The sequence below is a fragment of the Deinococcus taeanensis genome (assembly GCF_020229735.1).
In the GTDB taxonomy this organism is placed as follows: domain Bacteria; phylum Deinococcota; class Deinococci; order Deinococcales; family Deinococcaceae; genus Deinococcus; species Deinococcus taeanensis.
In genome coordinates, this window is sequence record NZ_CP083456.1 from 41,725 (window position 1) to 60,721 (window position 18,997).

General features: G+C 69.6%; 16 protein-coding genes and 3 pseudogenes. 7 read left to right on the forward strand and 12 right to left on the reverse strand.

From position 1 onward, the window contains the following. Positions 1-995: 995 nt before the first annotated feature. A complete protein-coding gene (locus LAJ19_RS13970; protein WP_225523483.1) occupies positions 996-1,412 on the reverse strand; it encodes a hypothetical protein in 417 nt (138 codons plus the stop codon). 332 nt (positions 1,413-1,744) lie between these two features. Continuing rightward, positions 1,745-2,329, reverse strand: a complete 585-nt coding sequence (locus LAJ19_RS13975) for a TetR/AcrR family transcriptional regulator (protein ID WP_225523484.1) — start codon at positions 2,327-2,329, stop codon at positions 1,745-1,747. Positions 2,330-2,405: 76 nt separating this feature from the next. Between LAJ19_RS13975 and LAJ19_RS13980 the strand changes: the two genes are divergently transcribed. Then, complete coding sequence (locus LAJ19_RS13980; protein ID WP_225523485.1) at positions 2,406-2,969, forward strand: hypothetical protein; 564 nt, start codon at positions 2,406-2,408, stop codon at positions 2,967-2,969. Positions 2,970-3,545: 576 nt separating this feature from the next. On the opposite strand, the gene LAJ19_RS13985 is transcribed toward LAJ19_RS13980, so the two are convergent. Beyond that, positions 3,546-4,106, reverse strand: coding sequence for a GNAT family N-acetyltransferase (locus tag LAJ19_RS13985; protein WP_225523642.1), 561 nt, complete (start codon positions 4,104-4,106; stop codon positions 3,546-3,548). On the opposite strand from LAJ19_RS13985, the pseudogene LAJ19_RS13990 reads away from it, so the two are divergent. From LAJ19_RS13990 to LAJ19_RS14000, 3 genes and pseudogenes are all read left to right on the forward strand, one after another. Beyond that, positions 4,033-4,424: pseudogene (locus tag LAJ19_RS13990) on the forward strand (DDE-type integrase/transposase/recombinase); the annotation flags it as partial. The gene LAJ19_RS13985 and the pseudogene LAJ19_RS13990 sit on opposite strands and share 74 nt — an antisense overlap. 87 nt (positions 4,425-4,511) lie before the next feature. Beyond that, positions 4,512-5,015 carry a GNAT family N-acetyltransferase gene (locus LAJ19_RS13995; protein ID WP_225523486.1) on the forward strand — a complete coding sequence of 168 codons (504 nt, stop codon included), beginning with the start codon at positions 4,512-4,514 and terminating at the stop codon, positions 5,013-5,015. A gap of 37 nt (positions 5,016-5,052) precedes the next feature. Continuing rightward, a pseudogene (locus LAJ19_RS14000) lies at positions 5,053-6,047 on the forward strand (IS630 family transposase). 15 nt (positions 6,048-6,062) lie between these two features. Here LAJ19_RS14000 and LAJ19_RS14005 read toward each other — a convergent pair. The 3 genes from LAJ19_RS14005 to LAJ19_RS14015 all read right to left on the reverse strand — a co-directional run bounded on the left by LAJ19_RS14005 (position 6,063) and on the right by LAJ19_RS14015 (position 7,343). After that, positions 6,063-6,209, reverse strand: a complete 147-nt coding sequence (locus LAJ19_RS14005) for a recombinase family protein (RefSeq protein WP_225523487.1) — start codon at positions 6,207-6,209, stop codon at positions 6,063-6,065. A gap of 160 nt (positions 6,210-6,369) precedes the next feature. After that, positions 6,370-7,128 (reverse strand): hypothetical protein, encoded by a 759-nt coding sequence (locus tag LAJ19_RS14010; protein WP_225523488.1) that lies wholly within the window; start codon positions 7,126-7,128, stop codon positions 6,370-6,372. After that, positions 7,107-7,343: a hypothetical protein gene (locus LAJ19_RS14015; protein WP_225523489.1), complete on the reverse strand. Its 237-nt coding sequence runs from the start codon at positions 7,341-7,343 to the stop codon at positions 7,107-7,109. Before LAJ19_RS14015 ends, LAJ19_RS14010 begins: the two co-directional genes overlap by 22 nt. Before the next feature lie 249 nt (positions 7,344-7,592). Here LAJ19_RS14015 and LAJ19_RS14020 point away from each other — a divergent pair, with 249 nt between their 5' ends. Next, on the forward strand, positions 7,593-8,819 hold the full coding sequence (locus tag LAJ19_RS14020; protein ID WP_225523490.1) for a sensor histidine kinase: 1,227 nt from the start codon (positions 7,593-7,595) through the stop codon (positions 8,817-8,819). A 73-nt stretch (positions 8,820-8,892) separates the two neighbouring features. Here LAJ19_RS14020 and LAJ19_RS14025 read toward each other — a convergent pair whose 3' ends face one another. From LAJ19_RS14025 to LAJ19_RS14040, 4 genes are all read right to left on the reverse strand, one after another. Further along, complete coding sequence (locus tag LAJ19_RS14025) at positions 8,893-9,939, reverse strand: GAF domain-containing protein (RefSeq protein WP_225523491.1); 1,047 nt, start codon at positions 9,937-9,939, stop codon at positions 8,893-8,895. Positions 9,940-10,078: 139 nt separating this feature from the next. Then, complete coding sequence (locus LAJ19_RS14030) at positions 10,079-11,617, reverse strand: sensor histidine kinase (RefSeq protein WP_225523492.1); 1,539 nt, start codon at positions 11,615-11,617, stop codon at positions 10,079-10,081. Positions 11,618-12,428: 811 nt separating this feature from the next. Then, positions 12,429-13,001, reverse strand: a complete 573-nt coding sequence (locus LAJ19_RS14035; protein ID WP_225523493.1) for a WGxxGxxG-CTERM domain-containing protein — start codon at positions 12,999-13,001, stop codon at positions 12,429-12,431. A 256-nt stretch (positions 13,002-13,257) separates the two neighbouring features. Beyond that, on the reverse strand, positions 13,258-13,710 hold the full coding sequence (locus LAJ19_RS14040) for a helix-turn-helix domain-containing protein (RefSeq protein ID WP_225523494.1): 453 nt from the start codon (positions 13,708-13,710) through the stop codon (positions 13,258-13,260). A 1,157-nt stretch (positions 13,711-14,867) separates the two neighbouring features. Between LAJ19_RS14040 and LAJ19_RS14045 the strand changes: the two are divergent. Together LAJ19_RS14045 and LAJ19_RS14050 are read left to right on the forward strand one after the other, a co-directional pair. Then, positions 14,868-15,890 (forward strand): annotated as a pseudogene (locus tag LAJ19_RS14045) (chemotaxis protein CheB). Between the two features lie 20 nt (positions 15,891-15,910). Further along, complete coding sequence (locus LAJ19_RS14050; protein ID WP_255639866.1) at positions 15,911-16,675, forward strand: PAS domain-containing protein; 765 nt, start codon at positions 15,911-15,913, stop codon at positions 16,673-16,675. A 31-nt stretch (positions 16,676-16,706) separates the two neighbouring features. Here LAJ19_RS14050 and LAJ19_RS14055 read toward each other — a convergent pair whose 3' ends face one another. Together LAJ19_RS14055 and LAJ19_RS14060 are read right to left on the reverse strand one after the other, a co-directional pair. Beyond that, positions 16,707-17,474 (reverse strand): SDR family NAD(P)-dependent oxidoreductase, encoded by a 768-nt coding sequence (locus LAJ19_RS14055; RefSeq protein ID WP_225523495.1) that lies wholly within the window; start codon positions 17,472-17,474, stop codon positions 16,707-16,709. Further along, positions 17,471-18,979 carry a carboxypeptidase M32 gene (locus LAJ19_RS14060; RefSeq protein WP_225523496.1) on the reverse strand — a complete coding sequence of 503 codons (1,509 nt, stop codon included), beginning with the start codon at positions 18,977-18,979 and terminating at the stop codon, positions 17,471-17,473. The genes LAJ19_RS14055 and LAJ19_RS14060 overlap by 4 nt, the downstream gene beginning before the upstream one ends. Between the last annotated feature and the right edge of the window lie 18 nt (positions 18,980-18,997).

An 18,997-nucleotide genomic window follows, 5' to 3' on the forward strand; every position in this document is an offset into this window, starting at 1 on the left:
TTCATCCACCCAACAACGCATCCCGCCCGAGTGAAGGCGGAAGGGCCGCCCCACCTCAGCCGTGGGGCTTTTTCCCGCCTGGGTCCTTCTGACCAGGGCAAAGCGCACCGGCCCCAGTCCGCCCAGCCCACAGTGCGCGCCGCTCGCTTCTGGGCTGACGTCTGTCCTCCGGCAGGGCCGTGTCACCACAGCCTCGCCGGAGGACGTCCGGACCGCTGCGCTGCGCTGGCACAGCGTCCGGCATCAGGTCCTCCAGGTGCACCAGTCCTCCGTCCCCCGGGGCAGGGTCAGCGCGACCCGTTCCAGCCGCGCGCGGTCCTGCTGGCGCGGCGCCCCGCTCAGCAGTGGGCCGCGCGGCGGACCTCTGGAAGAACGGCGCGCCGGTCACCCGCCGGTGACCGCAGATCTGCCGTTCGGCGTGGGTGCCTTTCACCACGTGGGGCGCGTCACGCCCGGTCCGTCACGTGCAGAACGCCAGCTCTCGCACCGCCGCCAGTGGACGCCAGGTGCACGACTCGTCGGCCAGATGCATCACGGCCGCGGGCCCTGCCCGCAGGCGGCGAGGGGCGTCCACCGGCGCAAGCGGCGCGTCCGGCTGGGGCGTCCGCCGGGTCCAGCGCCGCCAGGGAATCCGGGCGGAACGGGCGAAGGGCAGCCTGGGAGGGATTGATCAGGCGGTGTCAAGACACGCGGAGATCAGGTCCTTTGCCCACCTTCTGCAGCGCGTCCCGGGTTGGATCATGCCCGGTGCGGACCGGGGACCGCGGGGAGCGCGTTCAGGCGGCGGGTCCGCCCCAGAGACGCAGGCTGCTCGACTCCCGAACGTCAACAACCGGTGCCCGGGCACTGGGAGCGGCAGGAGCGGCGCAGTGCATTCAGGCAGGAAGCGAAGGCCCACCGCGGCTGTGGACGGAGCACCGGATCAGCGGGCCGGGCAGGGGAGGAGGCTGGCGGTGACCCGGCCCGGCGGCTGAGAACGGCCGGGCCGGACGCCCTCACGCCTGTCCCCTCACGGTGATGCCGTCCAGGACGAACTCGCGTGACGGTCCGTTGGCCCGGAACCCCAGGTACCCGCCTGCGGCAAAGAGCAGGGTGGCCACGCCGTGCAGGTCGAACAGCTGGCCGGCCGCCCGGACGAACGGCTCAATGTCCTGTTCGGTCCGGGCGCCCTGGCTGGCCTGCACGCGGTCTTCAGGCAGGGCGTACGCCTGAACGGCCGAGCGGTGTTCACCCGGGGTCATAAAGTGGAAGGTCAGGTCCCCCGTCTCGAACTGCCCGGGCCGCGACAGCCCGAGCTGGCCCCCCGCCTGGCGGGCTTCGAGCCCCCGGAGGCCGTGGGTCACCATCAGTTCAAGCAGGGCCTGCACGAACCGTGTGGCCTGGGCGGGTGTCAGTGGGGGCTGGTCGGTCATGCGGCCAGCCTACGCCCGTGGGCGGGCGAACGCATCAGCGGGACGAAGGGGGGGGCGGCGCCGAAGGGCTTGCCTCAAGCGGTTTGACTGGGAGTCCGCCGCCGGACCCCTCCGGCCTGGCCACGCTCACGCCGCCTGGACTGCGGGGAGACTTGAGGAGAACGTCCGGCGCAGCGACGAGACCGGGACACACCGGCCGGGGCCGGCGACACGTTCACGCCGCCGGATGTCTTCAGGGCCGCCTGGGCAGCGGGCTGGACACCGGGGCGTCGCGGTGAAGGTCCCGGTCGGCTGGCTCCTCCGGCGCGGAGGGGTTTTCTTCCCGGTGCGAATCAGGGCAGCAGGCGTTCCAGGTGCTGGTCGAGCGCGGTGACGACCTGGTCCCGGGTGAGCTTTTGCATCAGCCGGTGGAGGGTGAGCCCGTCGATCAGGGCGTGGAGCGCCGTGGCCTCGGCGGCGGGGTCGCGGCCCGGCGCCAACAGCTGGTGGCGGTGCAGCTGCTGCATGACGCGGTGGAGTTCGTCCTGAAGGCCGTCAAACGCGACGCCCTGCGCATCTGCGATCTGCGGGGTGGCCTGGCCGTGGGCCACGAAGGCAAGCCAGATGCCCGCTTCACAGGTGCGTTCCTCGTCCAGTGGCAGCAGTTCGTGCAGCATGGTGCGCAGCTGGTTGCGCGGCGTGCCGGCCGGTCGGGCCGCGGTGAGGCGGGCCTGGACGCGGCGCCCGACATGCTGAGCAGCGAAACTGAGAATGGCTTCGCGGGTGGGCAGGTAATGGCGGATGGCGCCGGTCGACCATCCGGTGGTGTCGGCGAGGTGGCGGAGGGTGACGTGCTCAATGCCGCCGGTGCGGATCAGCTGCCAGACGGCGAGAGCAAGGGCTGTCCGGCGCGCGTCATGATCTACTTGTCGGGGCATGTCTTTTTTTAGCACAGCTGTGCTAAAGTTGCCCTCAGCGGTTTTCGCACGAGTGTGCGAAAACCGCTGAGGCCCTATGACCTACTCCCTGCTGTTCACCCTGGAAGTCTCGTTCTGGTTCCTGCTGCTCAGTGGCCTTCTCGCCCGCTATCGCCTGCGTCACCTCCGGCTCAGTGCCACCCTGCTGGCGCTGGCGCCCCTCGCCGACGTCGCCCTGCTGGGCTTCACCCTCGCTGACCTCTCCCGGGGCGCCACAGCCACCCCCGCCCACGCGCTCGCTGCTGTTTTCGTCGCCCTCAGCGTCGTTCAGGGGCACACCCTGATTCAGACCCTGGACGGCGCCGTTCACCGCATGGCGACCCGCAAACCCCTCCGGCCCCCTCCGGTCTACGGCGCCGTCCGGGCTCAGAAAGAACGGACCCACTGGTGGCTGCATGCCGGCACCTTCGCCCTCGCAAGCGCCATGCTGCTGGGCGCGCACGCCTGGGTAGGCGCCCCCGCCCGCACCGAGGTGTTCCCTCAGGTCATTCATTACTGGTCGGTCCTTCTCAGCATCGACTTCCTGGTCTCGTTCAGCTACACCCTCTGGCCGAAGGAAGCGCCGCAGCCCACGCCCCCAGCTTCACCCACCGGCGAGTGACTGCTCCGGCGCAGGAGCAGCTGGAGGAGCAAAGCGGCCTGGCGCTGCCCAGGCCGGAGCTGCCGGAAAATCCGCGACGCCCTCCCGCGCCTGCCGCCGCTCAGACACCCGGACCGGCACCTGCGTCCGGCCCGGCGCGTGATGCTGGCCGTACCTATAACCCCAGCCCTGAGCGACGACGGCCCCCGGCACCCAGGGCGTCCGGTCCCGGCAAGGCAACAGGTGCGCAGCGTCACGCGCAGTGGTGACCCTCCACCTTCCCAGCGCCGTGCTCGCCCTCGTCACCGGTGGCCCCACTGTGTCCATCCTTAAGCGCCGGGCTTGGCGGGAGACAGCCTCCACAAGATAGGCGTAGTCTCTCTTACCTAAGTCCTGTTAGGTAAGAGAGAGACTGTGCTTCTTCCCGGACGTCCCGTGCCGCCTGGCCCTCACCCCAGACACGCCTGAAAAAACACTGTCCAGGACGACTGCAAACCATGCGTCCTTACAGGAAGGCCAGGAAGGCCCCTCCAAAATGTTTTGAAGGGTCCAGCACCCGGCGCAGGACGGTGAAGGGCGGTCGAAACCGCCCCCGGTCTACGCCCCGACCTCGTCAGGCGCAGCCCGCACCTGCGCGAGGCGCCGCCTGAGTTTCGGGAGGACCCCTGCGAAGCGCTCCCGGTCCGTCTGCCACCGCTGCAACGGGTCGCCTGTGAGTAAATCAGTGAGCAGCGCCGGATGCTGCGCCCAGTTCTGAATCCGGGTGAGCAGCCGGGTCGTGCGGTTGTCCAGCGTGAAGGTGCAGTACACCACGTCCAGGCCCAGCCCGTTCAACGCCCAGTCCTGTAGGGGCAGTGAGCCTTCCAGCGCGTGGGCCGGTGCGTTGACGCAGGTGTACCGGCCCAATTCGCCTTCTGCCCCGCTGATGTTGCTCAGGCCGATCACGCCGACGATCGCCTGGGACGCCTGGTCACAGCTCGCGAAGTAATAATCGTCGGGCGCCGCCTGTTGCCGGCGGATCCAGGCCCGCTGCTGGTCCAGGGCCGGGTGGGTGGCGTGCAGGTGCGCGCCGATTCGGGCGTCAGGGTGGCTGTACCTGGCGGTGGTGATCGACCTGCACTCGCGCAGGGTGGTGGGCTGGTCGATGAGTGAGCGCATGACCACCGACCTTCCCTTAGCAGCCCTACGGATGGCGTGCGAACGTCGTCGCCCACCGGGACTGCTGTATCACTCGGACAGGGGGAACCAATACGCGAGTCGGTCCTGGAGGGGATGGGCATGACATGCAGCACGAGCCGGAAGGGGGATTGTTGGGAGAACGCTGTCGTAGAAAGCTTCTTTGCGAACCTCAAGCAAAAGGAGGTCGCCGAGACGGTCGATGTAACCCGGCAGGAGGCCCGGTCAGCCTTGTGACCTGACCTGGAGGTGTTCTACAACAGGGAACGCAGACATTCGTCGCGGGCCGCTTCACGCCCGGTCCATCTCAGCGGGGCAACTCCAGTCATTTTGTTGATCCACCCATCAGATGACAAACACCATCCGCAGCCTCCATTATCTTCAAGTGTGGACGTTCCGCAGCCTGTTGAATCTGTCGTCCGCAACCAGAAGACCGGGCAAAAGGCTCACTTAAGGGTGTCCAATGCCGGCTTCGCCGCTGTGTTTGAACTGCTGATTGGTAAGAGACGCATTGGCTACGCCAACTGCGCAGCACTGAGTGACATGGACTACATGCTCAGCGATCTGATGATTGAAGAGCAGCACCAACCACAAGGCTTCCTTCGCATGTTGAGAAAGCCGCTCAAGCACCGGCGGAATGGATGGGGCACCTTGCTGCTTGAGGCTGTGATTGACGAAGCACAAGCCTGTGGTTTTCGGAGGATCTACGCAGAAGTCACCCCCACGGGGCTGCAGGAGAACCCGGCGCTCCTCGCGTGGTACGAAAAACACGGCTTCCGGCGTTCGAAAAGGGCGGCTTCGCAACCCGGTTGGCTCTGTCTCGAGCGGCGACTGAACAACGCTGCTTCACCAGACAAACGCAAATTTGCGGCAGGGAACCACATCTATTGATAACGGTCCAAATACAAGTTGCTCACTTGGATGAAGTATGGTTCCTAGGCAACCCTCCAAGTACACCCGCGCCCAGCTCGACGAACGACTCGCCGCCCTGCCCGTCATCCAAGCCGGTGGTCAGACCACCCAGCAGATGGCGAATCAATGTGGTGTCTCCATCCACACCATCTCCACCTGGAAGGAGCGCCTCAAACGTCAGGGCGGTCTGGACGCCACCGTCACGCCCGGTCGGCCGGGCCGCTTGACGTCGGAACAACGGCAACAGCTTGGCACCCTCCTCCAGGAGGGTGCTCGCGCGTTTGGATTTCCGGATGGCACCTGGGCGACGCCTCGGATGCGTGAGGTCATCGGTCGTCGGTTGGGCGTGTGGTCTCACCCCGATCATGTTCGCAAGCTGCTTCGCCGACTGGGCTTTTCACCTCAACGACCGAGCACAGGCGCGCTCGAGTAGAACGAGACTGCGGTGCGAATCTGGGTGCAGACCACGCGCCCAGCGGTCGAAAAAAAGGTCTCGCTCGGCGCGACCCTGGTGGATCTGAATGAAGTGGGCTTCAGCTTGAACGGTGTGGTGCGCCGAACGTTGGCGCCCAAGGAAAGACGCCCAGTGTGCGTCTTCCTGCCAATTGGCAGAAGCTGTCAACCATTGGTGCAATCACCTGTACGGGGCACTTCCTGCAGCACACGCAGGGAGGCGCCATCAAGACGTCCAACGTACTGGCGTTCCTGGCACATGTCTTGAAGCATGTCCCAGGTGAGGTGATCCTCGTGCTGGACAATGCCGCCTTTCACCGAGCGAAAGCCGTCTCGGCTTTCGTGGAGACCGGAGAACGCCTCACCCTGGTCTATGTGCCGCCCTACTCGCCAGAAGTGAATCCTATTGAGAAAGTCTGGGCGTACGTAAAGCGCAACGTGCTCGGCAATTTCTGTGCCAAAACCACCAAAGAACGCAAAGAGCGGCTCCGTTCGGGGTGGCAGCGGGTGCGGTCTATCAGCCTGCCACAACGGCTGATGGCGGCAACTCCGATTTAAACCGGTATCAATAGGTCACGCAGGTGATCGATCCAGCATCGGCTTGACCTGCACGCTGGCCCACAGGCTGCTCTTCCTGGTGCGGAATCCGGCCACGTTCAGTTTTGCGGCAATGGCGGCGAAGCTGTCTTTCTGCGCTCTGCGATTGGCAGCGTACGCCATCGCCTGCTGACACCGCCGTTGCCGGGCTCGGCTGGGCTGCCCGCACGGCCGGCAGATGCGACCGGGCCAGCCAGTCACCAGCCTCGACTGTCCCGCAGGCTCGACTGGGGGCCGACATCCGGCGCCGCCCGGACACCACCCCCCCGGGGACCGCGCGGTCCTAGAACGCTTGACCGCCGCCAGCAGCGGCGAGTCCCGGGGCTGGTGCCTTCAGTTCCCTTCCAGCCCTGCGCGCTGAGCTCAGTTCGCGCACTTCATACACCGTGCTGCCGCTGCTCTCCGGCTGCGCGGCGGCGGGACGCAGCAGCTGAAACGCGCCCCGGTCGGAGCGGACCGTGAGGGGCAGGTCAGCGTCGAGCACCTCCGGCACGTCACGCACCCGCAGCAGCGGCGTGAGCGCGCCGCGCCACGCGGCGCCGACCACCGCGCCCGGCGGCAGGTCGACCGGACTCACGAACGCCACGTCCAGCGCGAGGCGCAGCACGCCCGCGAGTTGCTGCAGGGCCACCATGGTGTGCGCCTGGAAGAACGGGTCGGTCATGCGCGCCAGGGCCGCGGGGTCCATCCCGGCGCGCCGGGCCACCTCCCGGTAACTCAGGCCGCTGGCCGCCACGGCCCGGGCCACCTGCAGGCTCACCGGATTCAGGGCGGCGGGCGACACCAGCAGCTGCTCCACCTCCCGGCCCGCGTAGGCGGCCTGAAGGTCGCCCGGCAGGTCGGCCAGGCCCGTGGCCCACGGGCGGGGCGCCGGCGCGGCAGAATCCAGCAGGTGCAGCGCCAGGCCTTGTGCCAGGGCGCCGGCCACCTCGTCGCGGGTCGCTGCGGTGGCCAGCACCGTCAGATCGGGAATGAGGCCCGCGTACCCCAGGGCGGTCCGGGTGATGAGGGCGAGGTACGTCACCGCGTGCCGGGGGCGCACGCCGCGCCGGTGTCCGGCAGCAGGTCCGCGCGGGACAGCCCCAGGCGCGCGAGGACCGCGGTCACCTGGGCGGGGTCGCATTCGTCCGCGGTGTTTCCGCTGAAGGTGATGAGCCCGCCCGCCGGGTGCAACCAGTGGCGGTGCGGCGTGCCGATCCGGGGCTGGTAGGTCCACCCGCGCTGGACCAGCAGAGCTTCAAGCTGCCTGACTTTCATGCGTGCGTCCTCACCGTTGCGCCCATGCTATCAGCCGCGGCCCGGCCGCGCGGGCCTCCAGGTGTTTGGCGTCCGGCCCCTCACCTTCCTGCGGGCACGCCACCGGACCGCCGCCGCCGGGCTCAGCCGTTACAGTGTCGCCTGGGCGCGGCTGGTATGCTCCTGGAACCGCTGATCCTCAGCTCTGCTCTGTGGTCCTGAAGTGGCCCCGGAGCGCATCCTCACCCCCGCTTCACCAGCAGGTTCACCATGAGCCACGTCGACGACGTCAGCCGCTCCGCTCCGGTCGCTTCCGTTTCTCTCAACGCCACCCTCGAAGCCCAACTGCTGATCGTCCAGGCGCAGCTGCGTGCCGCCGAAGCGGACGCCCGCGCCGCCCGGCAGCTGTTCACCGACGCGCCCCACGCCGCGTTCCTGCTGACCGCCGACGGGTGCATCGTGGACGCCAACGCCCAGGCCTACGCCCTGCTCAGCGCGGACGCACCCACCCTGACCCGCCGGCGCCTGGGGCAGTGGCTTTCCCCCGCGTCACAACCCACCCTGACCGCCCTGCTCAAAGGGGTGTTCGCGGGCCCCGCCTCCCAGGGCGCGGAGCTGACCCTCGTGACGTCCGACGGGGCCCTGCAGGCGGTGATGGTGCGGGTCCGCGTGTGCCCGGCACCGGGGGCGGCCCCCACCTGCCAGCTTGTGATGACTGACGTCACGGCGCTCAAGGAAGCCAACCGCGCGCTGCTGGACGAGGCCGAAGGGCTCCGCGCGCAGTTGGCGTCGCATGAAGCGAGACACCGCCGGCTGGACGACGAGGTGCGCGAGGTGGTGGGGGCCACGCAGGTGCAGCTGCAGTTGCAGCTCGCCCGCGTGCAGACGGGCCTGAACCTGCACTGCCGCTCGCTGCCCGCCGCGGCGCAGCGCTGCCCGCACCTCCACCTGACGCGGGACGCGCTGGGCGCCACGTTCGGCCTCCTGGGCTGCCTGACGCAGTACGTGCAGGCGCGGCAGCTGCGGGTCCGGCTCAGGAGCGTGGACCTCAACCAGGTGCTCGCGGACGTCATGAAGGACCTGCAGCCCCGCCTGAAGGGCCGCGAGGTGCAGGTCACCGCCGGGGACCTGCCGACCGTGCTGGGCGACAGCCGGGCGCTGCAGCTGATTCTCGGGGAGTACCTGGGCAATGCCCTGAAATTCACCCGCACGCGGGACGCCGCGAACGTGCGCGTGCTGGTGGAGGACACGGCGCAGGCCTACCTGATCGGCGTGCAGGACAACGGGGTCGGGTTTCACATGCGCCACAGGGACAGGGCCTTCGACCTGTTCGCCCGCCTGCACCCGGCCGGCGCGTACGAGGGCGCCGGACTCGGCCTGGCCGTGGTGCGCCGCCTGTGTGAGCGCCTCGGGGGCCGCGCGTGGGCCGAAGGGAAGGTCGGGCACGGCGCGACGTTCTGGTTCGCGTGTCCGAAAGTGCCTGCGCTGACCCTCTGAACCCGCCTGCGCCGACTGCGGTGCGGGCGCGGACCGCCGGGAATACAGGAACAGACGCCGGGCCGCTGCGCCTTCAGGGCTGCTGGCGCAGGGCGTGCGCGAGCGTCCGGCCCGTCACTTCCAGCAACGCCCGGTCCTGCAGCCGCCAGCGGTCCACGTCGTTCACGGCGGCGCGCAGCGCCAGCAGCAGCCGCTGCGCGCCGCCTGCCGTCCCGAGCGGCACGGCCGCCACCTGCGTCACCCCGGCGCGCGCCAGGCGCACGATCACGTCCGGCCGGGACGCGTAGTCCTCGATGTACAGCGGCTCCTGCCGGTCCCGCAGCGCCTCGAGGGGGGCGGCCGTGCCGAACAGCAGCGCCGCGCGCAGCCCGTCCAGGTCCGCCGGCGCCGCGCGGGCGGCCCCCAGTACCTGCGCGCGCAGGTCCCCGCCCGCCCAGGTGAGGACCGCCATGACGTCGGCCGCCGCCGCCTCGCGGATCAGGCCCGCGGCGTTCTCCAGCGCGTCGTCGACCGGCAGGCCGAGGGTCATGAGACTGGTGACGCCCTCCACCACCCGCGCCTGGTCGAGGGTGCGGCGGTACTCCTCGGCGAGCCGGCGCTGCGCGTCGGCGCAGCGCGCCGCTTCGAGGCGTTCGCGGCGCAGCTCGAGCTCCTGCATGGCGATCGCCGCGAGGTCCTGCAGGCACGCGAGGTCCTCCGGGGACAGGGTGTGCGGGCGGGAGTCGGTGACGCACAGCGTGCCGATGCGGTGCCCGGCCGGGGTCACGAGCGGCGCGCCGGCATACATGTGAATGTGCGGGTCACCGGTCACCATCGGGTTGTTCCGGAACCGCGGGTCGGCCGGGGCGTTCTCGATGACGAACGGGACGTCCCCGCCGATGGTCCAGGCGCAGAACGACTCCTGGCGCGGCGCCTCGGCGGCGCTGAGGCCCACCATGGCCTTGCTCCACTGCCGGTACTGGTCGATGAGGTTGATGACGGCGACGGGCGTGCTCAGGAGGCGGGCGGCGAGGCGGGTCACGCGGTCAAACGGCTCCTCGCGCGCCGTGTCGAGCACCTGGTAGCGCGCCAGGTCCAGCAGCCGGGCCGCCTCGTCGGAAGGCACAGGGGCGGAAGTCACCCCTGGAGCATACGCCGCAGCGGCCTGGGCCGTTCACGAATTTTTCCCTTCCCTGGCCAGATGCGTCCGCCCGGGGCTCACGCCGTGCGGGGCCACAGGCGGCCGGCACCCGCGGGTTGAGCGCCCGGACCCCGGCGTTTCAGGCGCCGGCCTCGGCGCCCGGCATCGTGAAGTGAAAGGTGCTGCCCTCCCCGGGCACGCTCTCCACCCACAGCTGCCCGCCATGCTCCTCCACGATCTTGCGGCTGATGGCCAGCCCCAGCCCGCTGCCCGCGAACTGCTCCTGCGTGTGCAGCCGCTGAAACACCTCGAAGATGCGCTCCTGGTGCTCCGGGGCGATGCCGATGCCGTTGTCGCGGACGGTGACGTGCACCAGGCCGCCCTCCGGGCGCGCCTGCACGCACACCTGCGGCGCCCGGCCGGGCGGCTGGAATTTCACGGCGTTCCCCAGCAGGTTCAGCAGCACCTGATGCAACTGCACCGGGTCGGTCTGCAGCGGCGGCAGCGGCCCGGCCTGCACGGCCGCGCCCCGGTCCTGCAGCGTGCTGCTCAGGTCCCGCAGCACGCCCTCCAGGACCTCCTGCGCGTTCACGGGGCCGCGCGTCCGCTCCTGGCCCACCCGGCTGTACGTCAGCAGGTCGTCGACCAGCTGGTTCATCCGGCCGGCTGCGTCCACCGTCACGCGGATGTACTCCCGGGCCCGGTCGTCAAGCTGCGCGCCGGCGCGCCGTTCCAGCAGCTGCAGAAAATTCACGACCGTCCGGATCGGGGCTTTCAGGTCGTGCGACGCCACGCTCGCGAACTGCGTGAGTTCCTGATTGGACCGCTCGAGCTGCCGGGTGCGTTCCCGCACGCGCTCCTCAAGCTGCGCGTTCACGGCCCGCAGGGCCTCCTGCGTGTCGCGCTGCTCAGTCACGTCGATCTGCACGCCGTCCCACACTTCCCGCCCGTCCGGCAGCGTGCGCCGCTGCGACGCGAGGCGCATCCAGCGGCGCGCGCCGTCCGGCAGGCAGAACGGCACTTCCACCTCGAACGGCTGCCCCGTCTGCACGGCGCTCGCCTCGGCGGCCAGCAGGTGCGCCGCGGCGCGCGGGTCAATCCGGCGGAACAGCGTGTCCGGTGCGGCGTACACCTCCGCGGGCGTCACGCCGTTCAGGCGCTCCACGTTCGCGCTGACGTACAGAACGCCGGTCCGGCCGCCCGGACTTCCCTCCGCCTGGTACGTCATGGCGCCTGGCAGGTTGTCTGACAGCGCCCGGAGCTGCGCCTCGCGTTCCTCCAGCGCCTGGTGCGCCGCCTGGATGCGCCGCAGCGCCTCAAGCCGGTTCGAGCCGAGCCAGCTGACCGCCGCCCCCACCACGAGGAACACCACCAGACTCACCGCCTGCGGCACAGGCTGCAGGCGCCATGCGGGCGCGGTGATCAGCACGTTGACGCCCGCGGCGCTCAGCACGGTCGCCAGCAGGCCCGCCCGGAACCCGCCGTTCACGGCGGCGGCCGTGACGGCCAGCAGTGACAGGGTGTAGGGCGCCGTCGTGGCGAGCGCCGCGTTGAGGGCCAGCCTCACCATCAAGGCCAGCGCGGACGCAATGACCGCCAGAGCGTACGGCGCCGAGCGCCCAGGCACCGGACGCGGCGCGTTTGCGTCCGGACGGGCGGACAGAGAAGGACGAACCATACGGTGCCGGCAGTATACGGGCGCGGGGCGCGGCCGTGTAGCAGCGCGCCAGGAGAGCGGCGCGCCAAGGGGGACAGGGCCGGCACCGTCCCCCTTCCTTCCAGCGGCTGAGGCGTTCATGGCCGGAACAATAATGCGCTGCGCCAGCAGGGTGATTGGATTCCCGGTGCGGTTCTTCTCACCGGGACTCAGCTCGAGCAGCTGCGCGGACAGGCGAGGCGGCCCCGGCGCTCTCGTCGTGCTCCGGCGCCTGCTGGCAGGCGATCAGGGCCGCTTCCAGGACGTCCGGCGCGGCGCGTCCAGACGCGGGAGCCGCTGCGCTTCCTGCACGGCGCCCTGCCTGCGGAGGTTGACGGCATCACCCGGCGGCGTGCAGAGCCAGCTGAGCAACTGCGCCAGACGCCGGCTCTGCACGCTGGACCTGCCGGTGCGTCTGGGTAATGTGCAGGGAGAGGCCCTGCAGCAAGGTCCAGGCGGCTGGACGCCTGCGCAGCCAGCTCTATCCTGCCACCCGGCGCTCTCGATGTTCTGGAGCTGGTCGAGAAACAGGACGGTCAGGTCCTGCCTCTGCAGTCGCGTGGTTCATCACCTGGCGCGCCGTGTGAACGGCCAGCTGATGGCCATGAAGTCCAGCACAGAAGCGTAAAGGTCCTGCTTTGGCCTGAACTTCATGAGTACTTTCCGGCCCGGGCGTTCCCGGGGCCGGGCGCTGCGGGGAGGGGGCGGGCGGGCCGGAAGACGTGGGGCGCAGCCCATCAGGCAAAGCAGCAGTCGGCCCGGAGGCCGCCTGCTGTGCTTTGCCTGATGGGGCTTAGCGCGGGGGCGTGGTGTGCGTGGTGGTGTTGGTGTGCACGGTCGTGGCGGGCTTGCGGCGCATGCCGGCAAGCCCGGCGAGACCCAGCAGGCCAAGCCAGCCCCAGCTGGTGTCGTCGTTGTCGGTCTGCGTCTGGGTGGTGGTGGTGTCAGTGGTGGTTGTGGTGGCGGCAGTGTCCGTGCTGGTCGCGTCGGTGCTCGTGGCGTCCGTGGCGGCGGTATCGGTGGCGGTGTCCGTGCTGGTCGCCTCGGTGGTGGACGTGTCGGTACTTGTCGTGTCCGTTGCCGTATCGGTGCTGGTCGTGTCCGTGCTGGTCGTGTCGGTCGCGGTGTCGGTGGTGCCTGCGGTGTCGGTTCCAGTCGCGTCCGTGCCTGTGGTGTCCGTTCCGGTCGTGTCGGTGGTGTCCGTACTTGTGGCGTCCGTCCCGGTGGTGTCGGTCCCAGTGGTGTCCGTGCTGGTCGTGTCGGTGGTCGTGGTGTCCGTGGTGGTGTTGGTGTCCTGTGCAAGGGCCGGCAGTGGAGCGGCGGCCAGCATCAGCACGAGGAACGCTTTCGTGGCGGTGTGGGTCATGAGGTTTCCTCCTGAGGGCAGCATGGCACGCTCATGAAGCGGCGAACAGCCCGACAATATTGACGGACCATGCATCTTTTCCTCACACCCGCCCGCCACGGCGGAGCGCGCTTGATCCCGGCGGGCCTACATCCTGGCGCGCCTCAGTAACGCCCGAGAGGGCGACGTGTCAGGTGGACACCGGTGGGTTGGCGCCCATGCACTTGACGCCGCTGCGCCCCCCAACTGCGCGCCCATCAGGCGCGGGCGGGGGTGGTCAGGACCGCTGGGTGAGAGTTTCGGCGAGCTTTTCGTACTCCTCGGGGATGTTGTTCACGCCCTGTTCCCAGGCCTGTACGGTTTTGATGCTGACGCCCAGGGCGTGCGCCCAGTCGGTCTGGTTCAGGCCGAGGGTCTGCCGGGCCGTGTGGACGCGGCGGGCGCGGTGAATGTGCAGGTGTTCGTGCCAGTACCCGAGCGTGAGCTGCGTCTGCGCGGCGTCGCCGAGTGGTGGGTCGGCCGGGTCGGGAACGTGGGCAGTGATGGCCTGCCAGCGGCGGATCAGCGGGGCGTCCCAGGTGGGGACCTGCGGGTGGAGGCGGCTGATGAGCGCGGCGGGACGGGTGCGGGCGAGTTCGGTGAGGGCCGGGTCAAGCTGGGTGGCGGCCTCGGCGGCGGCGAGGAGTTGACCGATGCGGAAGGCGGCGGGCCGGCGGGCGGCGCCGCTCATGTGGAGGGGGGATGGGGAGCGGTCATGGCGGTCTCCTGTTGAAGGGGGGGCACTGCGAACAGCAGAAGTTGACGTCAACAAGGATATATCAAAGGGAATAACCGAAGTTATAAAAGTACACCACCGGTCTGAGCTCTGCCGGGTTAGGGTTGGTTGTTCCAAAGCGGGTGATTGGCACCAGAGCGCTCAAAGCTTAGGGCCTCCTGGTCCGCAGCGTGAATGGCTCCCGTTCGGTGGTGTGGCCTGGGCGTACGCTGTGGCTGTTTGGCAACCGCCCGGGCTTACGGCTTCCGCAGCGCCCCTACAACTATCCGGAACGACCCCTGCACTTGGCCGTTACCAAAAGTCGCCGCGCAGAGCGCCCAAGCCAGCACTGCAGGTCACAGGAGGCAGGCGGACCCAGCACCGCACTGCTCCTTGACTGCTCTTTGCGTAGGCTTCCGGTGCACGGGGCCCCGGCCGGCAGCAGCCATACCTCACGTGCCAGGCAGGTATAAGCCAAAGCACCGAAGAACAGAGGAACAAGGAAGGCCACAGGGCTGATCACTCGGGTTGCCGAGTACCCGGACGCCCGGGACTATCAGTGAATCACAGCGTGACAGCCCACGGTCAGCAGATAGCACAAGCGCCAGACACTCCAACCCGCACCGCACAGAGGACCGCCGTCACTCTTCCAGAGCCTGAGCGGCCCCTGGCCCACCGCGCCGCGGCAGCTGGCTTGCTGCGGACGCTCAGGCCCGGACTCTCCCCCACCCGTCACACCCTGGACATTCAGGCCGCCCGGCGGCGCAGTCGTGTGAATCCGAGGTGGAGCTGCAGCGCCAGACCTGATCTGGAGGGACCGCACGGATGAGGTCTTGAAGGTCTCCTGATGAGCAGTCGGCGCGTCTGACCTGCGGAGTGCACCGATTCCGAATGAGCAGTCGGCGCGTCTGACCTGCGGAGTGCCCCGATTCCGATGTTGAGCAGGCCTGAGCAACAGCAGCAAGGAACAGCATGCCAGGGAAGTCCGGGGACAGCGCTATTTCATAACTCCGGTTGTATCGCTTGAAGATCAAGACCTGACAGCGGCACGTCCCGTGCCAGATGAGCCCCGCCTTAAGCCCCGTAAGTCAAAGCGGCTCCCCCGTTGCCCGCAAGCTGCTGACGATCAGGGCATGACCGCTCCTCTCGTGGTGATCGGCGGGTCCGCCGGCGCGCTCGACCCGCTGCGCGAGATTGTCGCCCAGCTGCCACCGGACTTTCCGGCCCCGGTCCTGATCGTGGTGCACGTCTCCCCCGACTACCCGAGCCACCTGCCTGAGCGCCTGACCCGCTGCGGGCCTCTGCCCGCCCGGCACCCGCAGGACGGTGAACCGCTGCGGCCCGGGTGCCTGTTCGTCGCGCCGCCGGACCATCACCTGCTCACCACCCGCGACCCGAAGGAGAACCGCTCCCGGCCTTCCAATAACGTGCTGTTCCGGTCGGCCGCCGCCAGCCACGGCGCGGGCACCACCGGCGTGATGCTCAGCGGGCTGCTGGACGACGGCACGTCGGGCCTGTAGACCATCAAGCAGCTGGGGGGGCGCGCGGTCGTGCAGCATCCCGAGGACGCGGCGTACCCCGCCATGCCGCTCAGTGCCCTGCGGAGCGTGCCGGTGGACCACATCGTTCCCGCCGCGGGCATCGCGCCGGCGCTGGGCGCGCTGATCACGGCGCCGGCGCCGCAGGAGGGTCTCATGAATGACGAGCAGCGGCGCCGCCTTGACCTGGAAGTCGCGGTGGCCCATGAGGACAACGCCTTCGCGTCGGGCCTGCTGACGCCCGGCGCGCTGTCACAGTTCACCCGTCCGGAGTGTCACAGCGTGATGGTGCGCCTGCGCGAAGGCCAGGCGCTGCGCTTCCGCTGCCACACCGGGCATGCGCACACCGGGGCGAGCCTGCTTAGTGAGCTGCGCGCCTCGGTCGAGGCGAGCCTGTGGAACGCCGCGCGGGCACTTGATGAGGACGTGATGCTGCTCAAGCACCTCGAGAGGCACCATGAGGACGCCGGGGAGGCGGACCTGGCGCGCGCGTACCGCCAGGAAGCCCGGGAGGCCCGGGCGCGCGGCCAGCGGCTGCGCCAGGAGGCGCTGCAGGCCACTCAGGGCCCGCCGGCCGCCGGACCGGGTGCGGACGACACACCGGGAGGCGGACGCTGAGGGCGGGGGCGCTACTCCAGCTGGAAAGTGCCGGGATCGCCACGTTGTTTCTCGGCAACGTCCTGAAGATCAAGCGCTTCACGCCCCTGATCGGGACGGTCATCAACCTGATCCAGACGGACGTGGGCCGGCACATCGGTGACATCAACGTGCGGCTGCGGGACGTGGACTTTGAAGGGGACGTCGCCCGCGTGCTCGACACCCTTCTGCCGTTCGAGACGCCGGTGCAGACCCACGACGGCCGCTGGTTCCTGATGCGCGTCACGCCGTACCGCACCTCCGACAATTTCATCGACGGGGCCGCCATAACCTTCACGAACATCGACACTGTCAAGGCGCTTGAGACGAGGCTGGCGTACGCCGGGCGGTACTCGGACGCGCTGCTCAATGCCATTCTCAACCCGGCGGTGGTGTTCGACGACGACCTGCGGGTGGTCGCGGCGAACCGGGCGTTCTACGAGCTGCTGCGCGTCTCGCCGGAGCAGGCGCTCGGGCAGCGGCTGCAGACGCTCGGCAGCCGTCAGCTGGACCTGTGGGAGCTTCAGGAGCGGCTCAACGAACTGGTCCTGACCGACGCGCCGCTCACGCAGTACGTGATTGACCTGGACGTCCCCGGCACCGGCACTCAGAAAATAAAGGTGGAGGCCTGGACGGTGCTCGCGCCCGACGGCACGCAGGCGCTGCACCTGATGACCCTTGAGGACATCACGGCGGTGGTCCGCAGCGTCTCTCGGATGGGCGAGGCCTTCAGCGGCGACGCGCGCCAGGGCGAGCAGGAACGCTGAGGCGGGCGGTGCGGGCCGCCCGGCCGGGGCCTCAGCCCTGGTCGAGGGGGCGGATCAGGATTTCGTTGACGTTCACGCGCTGCGGCTGCGTCACGGCGTACACGACGGCTGCGGCGATGTCCTCGGCTTCCAGGGGCGTCATGGTGCTGACGCGGCTTTCGTAGGTTTCCCTGGTCTGGGTGTGGGTGATGTGGCCGGTGAGTTCGGTGGCGACCACGCCGGGTTCGATCACGGTGACGCGGATGCCGCTCAGGCGCACTTCCTGGCGCAGGCCTTCGCTGAAACCGCCGACCGCCCATTTGGTGGCGCTGTAGCCGGCGCTCGTGGGACTGGCGCCGCGGCCGGAGACCGAGGAGACGTTCACGATGTGCCCGCTGCGCTGGGGCGTCATGATCGCCAGGGCGGCGTGGGTGAGGGTCATCAGCGCGCGGACGTTCAGGTCCAGCATGCGCTCCCAGTCGCTCAGGTCCGCGCCGGTGACCGGGCCGAGCAGCATCAGCCCGGCGTTGTTCACGAGGATGTCCAGCCGGCCGAGGGCGGCGGCCGTCTGCTGCGCGGCCACCTGGGCCTGGCCGGGCTGGGCGAGGTCGAGGGCGCAGACGTGCGCCTGTCCGCCCTGCGCGCGGATGTCGGCGGCGAGCTGCTCGAGCCGGTCGGCGCGCCGGGCGACGAGCGCGACGGCGGCGCCTTCGAGGGCCAGGGCGCGGGCGGTGGCTTCTCCGATGCCGCTGGAGGCGCCGGTCACGAGCGCCACCTTGCCGGTCAGCCGGCGTTGCGTTGCTTGGGTTGCTTGAGTCATGCGTGGGCCTCCAGGGCGTACAGCCCGGTGAATTTCTCAGTGAGGTAGTCCAGGTACGGCTGCGGGTCCAGGCCACTGCCGGTCGTGCGGACGAGCAGTTCGTGCGGCGTGAAGGTGCGGCCGTGGCGGTAGAGGTGCTCGGTGAGCCACGCGCGCAGCGGCGCGTAGTTTCCGGCGGCGAGCTGCGCGCCGAGCTGCGGCAGGGCCGAGTGGGCGGCGCGGTAGAACTGCGCGGCCATGACGTTGCCGACCGTGTACGTGGGAAAGGACCCGAAGTACCCGGTGGACCAGTGAATGTCCTGCAGCACGCCGCGCGCGTCGTCGGGGACGTCCAGGCCCAGGTCGGCCTTCACGCGGGCGTTCCAGGCGGCCGGGAGGTCCTGCACGCTGAGCTCCCCGTTGATCAGCTGCGCTTCGAGGTCGGCGCGCAGCATGACGTGCAGGTCGTAGGTGAGTTCGTCCGCCTCCACGCGGATCAGGCTGGGCTGCACGCGGTTCACGGCGCGGTGGAACTCCTCGGCGCTGACGTCGGCGAGCTGCTCGGGGAAGTGCGCCTGCAGGGCCGGGAAGTGCAGGTCCCAGAAGGCGCGGGCGCGGCCCACGCGGTTTTCCCACAGGCGCGACTGGCTTTCGTGCGTGCCGAAGCTCGCGCCGCCCACCGCGTACAGGCCCAGCAGGTCGCTCGTCAGGGCAGTGCGGCTCAGTTCCGGCGCGACGCCCTGCTCATACAGGGCGTGCCCGGTTTCGTGCAAGGTGCCGAACAGCGCGCCGGGCAGGAAGTGCTCCTGGTAGCGGGTGGTGATGCGCACGTCCTGCCGGGTGAAGCTGATCTCGAACGGGTGCGCGGAGGCGTCCAGGCGCCCGCGGGTCAGGTCGTAGCCGAACGCCTGGGCGAGTTGCAGACAGAACGCGCGCTGCGCGGCCGCCGGGTAGCTGCGGGTCAGGAAGTCGCTGCGCGGCGCGGGGCGGGCCATGACCGCGCGCAGCAGCGGCACGTGGTGCGCGCGCAGCCGCGCAAACAGCGGCCGCAGCGTGGCGGTGCTCAGGCCCGGCTCGTACAGGTTGAGCAGGGCGTCGTACGGGTGGTCTTCGTACCCGAGCGCGCCGGCGAGGTCGCGGCTGAGCTGCACCATGCGCTGCAGGTACGGCGCGAAGCGCGCGAAGTCACTGGCGGCTTTCGCGCCGGCCCACACGTCCTGCGCCTCTCCTTTCAGGGCGGCGAGGTCGCGGGTGAGGGCGGCCGGTACGCGCCGCAGCGCCGCCGCGGCGTTCAGGGCCTGCTGCGCGGCCCGGTCGGCGGGGTCCGCGGCGAGGGCCGCGCGGGCCGCCTGCTCGTAGGCAGGTGAGAGCAGTTTCTCCTGGGCGACGCCGCTGAGGGTCGCGGCCTGCTGGGCGCGCGCGGCGCTGCCGCCCGGAGGCATCTGGGTGCGCGCGTCCCAGTTCAGGACGTTCAGGATGCACAGCAGGTCGTTGATTTCGGCGCTCAGGCGGTCAAAGTCAGTCATGGGGCCTCCGGGGGCAGG